The following is a 2,741-nucleotide window of genomic DNA, read 5'->3' as shown; positions in this document are numbered from 1 at the left end:
CAGTATGCGTGCTGGCCTGTCGGTTTTTTCATTTATAAATCTGGATTTCTGAGCGAGTCGGCGCGTTAGCGCAACGCTTCTAATACCGCGCCATCCTGCTCCATCTGGTCAAGACGGGTCAGAAGTTTACGGGTAATTTGCTCAAGCTGATCTTTTTCGGTGGTGCTGAGAGATGACCAAAGCTGATGCAGGCAGTTATGCTGAGGCGGTAACACCTCTTGCAAAAATGCGTGGCCTTTCTCGGTCAATTGCAGATGCAGACAGCGGCGATCGTTATCGCTTTCGCGACGTTCGATCCAGCCACGTTTTTCTAACTCATCCGCAATGCGGGTTGCGTTAGTGCGTGACGAGCCAAGCGCGCAACTCAGTTCAGAAGGCTGAATACTGTGGTTTTCCTGAGACTCCAGCGTAATCAACGCCATAAACAATGTCTCGTTAATCCCTTGAGCTTTCAGCATCTTATTGCGGTTTTCCAGCAGCTTGCCCTGCATGTGCATGCATAGACGAGTCAGAAGCACTTCCTGATAAGGGAACTCTTCGTAGCGGCTGGCGCGAAATTTTAGCATTTGTTCAATGGGCGTAAACGAACTATCCATTTGGGTATAACCTCATTAATTTCAGCCGATATAGTAACGACAGTGACAAATAAAGTAAATGTATTATTTATTTAAAATGATTGTTTTTATCTATAAGACAATCAGCATTTTCCAGGCTAATCCATAGCCCAGAGCACTCAGTAAGGTTGGAATGATGATGCTGCGGGTCTTATAGAAGCTTGCGCCCAGTATGACAAACCCCACCAGCGTAGGCACGAACCGACGAGAATCGTGCATCACTTCTGGCGCGGTAGACACCACCAACAGGGCGCAAATTGATGCAATGCCAATGGTGTCGAGTAATATGCCCGTCGCGCCGCGCTTCGTCGGGCGAACATTCCCCACTCCAAGACGGAGCGGCAAATAACGAAAACAGTAGTTAACGCAGCCGACCAACAGGCCAAGCAGCAGGACCTCATAGCTCATCGGGACCTCCCTGCCAAAATGACTGGATAAGAGCCGTCAGACATCCGCAGACAATGCCTGCAAGGATGGCGGCAGGAATGGAAAACAGCATGACGCCAGCCAGCGCGCCGGCCAGTGCTGCAGTCACGCAGAGTGCTTGTTGACGCTGGAAAGAGGCGAGCAGGAAGCTCATGAACAGCGCCGGGAGCATGAAGCCCAACGCGGCTTCAACTGCCGGGTAATCCTTGAGTAAACCACTACCGGAAAACGCGCCGATCACCGTGCCAAACACCCAGGAGGCCCAGGAGCATAGCGCAATGCCGATCATCCAGTTTTCACTCCAGCGCCGGTTATCCCGTACCAGCTTCGCCGTGGCGGCGGCAAAGACTTCATCGGTGAGGCCAAAGGCCCACAGCGCGCTTTTGGGTTTGCTCAGTCGCTGGGCGATTCGGCTACGCAGGGAAGGTCCGTACAAAACATGGCGTACATCCATGGCCATGACGGTCAGCGCGGCGACCCACAAAGAACTGCCTGCGGCGAGCATTGTGGTGATGACAAACTGGCTGGCTCCCGCATAGATAATGCAGGAGAAAAACACGCTTTCAACCGGAGTAAAGCCAAGGCGAGTGGCATTGAGACCAAATGCAAAAGCGACCGGAATATAGCTGATGACTATTGGCAGGCTGTCTTTGAATCCTTCAGTTAGCGTCGCAGAACTGGGTTCAGACTGGGATATCGGGCTTTCCATAGGGTTATAGGTTTCATTACCGAAATTAATATAACTTGGTTCAATGAGTTATAACCTTAGCAGACTGATGGGCTCCTTAACACCCTGCGGAGCCCAATCAGCGGTAAACATACGCTATATGCTTAATTTACGGCTTCCTGACGGTGATATCCTCGCCACCAGACCAACAGGTTGAGTAGGGCAACGGTCGTACCGGCCAGACAAACGCCAGCCCAACCGGCATGCTGCCAGGCGGAGGCCGAAATCAGCGAACCAGCAGCCCCGCCAATAAAATAGCTGGTCATGTATCCGGCGGTCAGGCGATTACGCGCGTCCGGATGAATGCGATAGATAACCGTCTGGTTGGTGATATGTACACCCTGAACGGTGAGGTCCAGGACCAGGATACCGATAATCAGCATTGGCACGGAACTATGCCCTAACCAGATAGCCCACCAGGAGAGCAGCAGTAATAACAGACCTGTGGTCGTGGTGAGATGTGATTTTCCCTTATCGGCAAAACCACCTGCCGGACGCGCGCCTAACGCCCCTGCGGCCCCTGCCAGGCCAAACAGCCCGATCGTTCCTTCGGAGTAGTTAAACGGCGGCGCGGCGAGCAAAAACGCCATAGAGGTCCAGAGAATACTGAAATTGGCAAAGGTCAGGCAGCCCAGCATCGCGCGGGTACGCAGCAATTTATCATGGATAAACAGGCTGAATACGGAGCCTAACAGTTGCGGATAGTTGAGATGAGTATCTGATTTCATCTTCGGCAGACCGCGCCACAGCGCAATCGCCATCAGCGCCATTAATATCGATGCGACCCAAAATACGGTGCGCCAGCCGCCAAGATTGGCCAGTAATCCCGCCACGGTGCGCGCCAGCAGGATACCCAGCAGCAGGCCGCTCATAATGGTGCCGACAACTTTACCGCGCTTATCCGGCGTGGCAAGCGTCGCCGCCAGCGGAACCAGAATCTGTGCCACTACCGAGAACAACCCGGTCAGGGCGGT

4 protein-coding genes are annotated in these 2,741 nt (G+C 53.2%); all 4 read right to left on the bottom strand.

What is annotated here, in order from left to right; all coding sequences use genetic code 11:
• Positions 1–65: 65 nt before the first annotated feature.
• Positions 66–596, bottom strand: a complete 531-nt coding sequence (emrR, locus tag FDW87_RS19605; protein WP_003037300.1) for a multidrug efflux transporter EmrAB transcriptional repressor EmrR — start codon at positions 594–596, stop codon at positions 66–68.
• Between the two features lie 90 nt (positions 597–686).
• Positions 687–1,022 carry an L-valine transporter subunit YgaH gene (gene ygaH, locus FDW87_RS19600; protein WP_016154157.1) on the bottom strand — a complete coding sequence of 112 codons (336 nt, stop codon included), beginning with the start codon at positions 1,020–1,022 and terminating at the stop codon, positions 687–689.
• Complete coding sequence (locus FDW87_RS19595; RefSeq protein WP_019077531.1) at positions 1,012–1,749, bottom strand: AzlC family ABC transporter permease; 738 nt, start codon at positions 1,747–1,749, stop codon at positions 1,012–1,014. Before FDW87_RS19595 ends, ygaH begins: the two co-directional genes overlap by 11 nt.
• Positions 1,750–1,871: 122 nt before the next feature.
• A partial coding sequence (locus tag FDW87_RS19590) for an MFS transporter (RefSeq protein ID WP_252363264.1) occupies positions 1,872–2,741 on the bottom strand: 870 nt, incomplete at its 5' end.

Source organism: Citrobacter sp. wls826 (assembly GCF_005281245.1).
Classification (GTDB): domain Bacteria; phylum Pseudomonadota; class Gammaproteobacteria; order Enterobacterales; family Enterobacteriaceae; genus Citrobacter; species Citrobacter braakii.
This window is presented reverse-complemented; position numbering and strand designations above follow the sequence as displayed.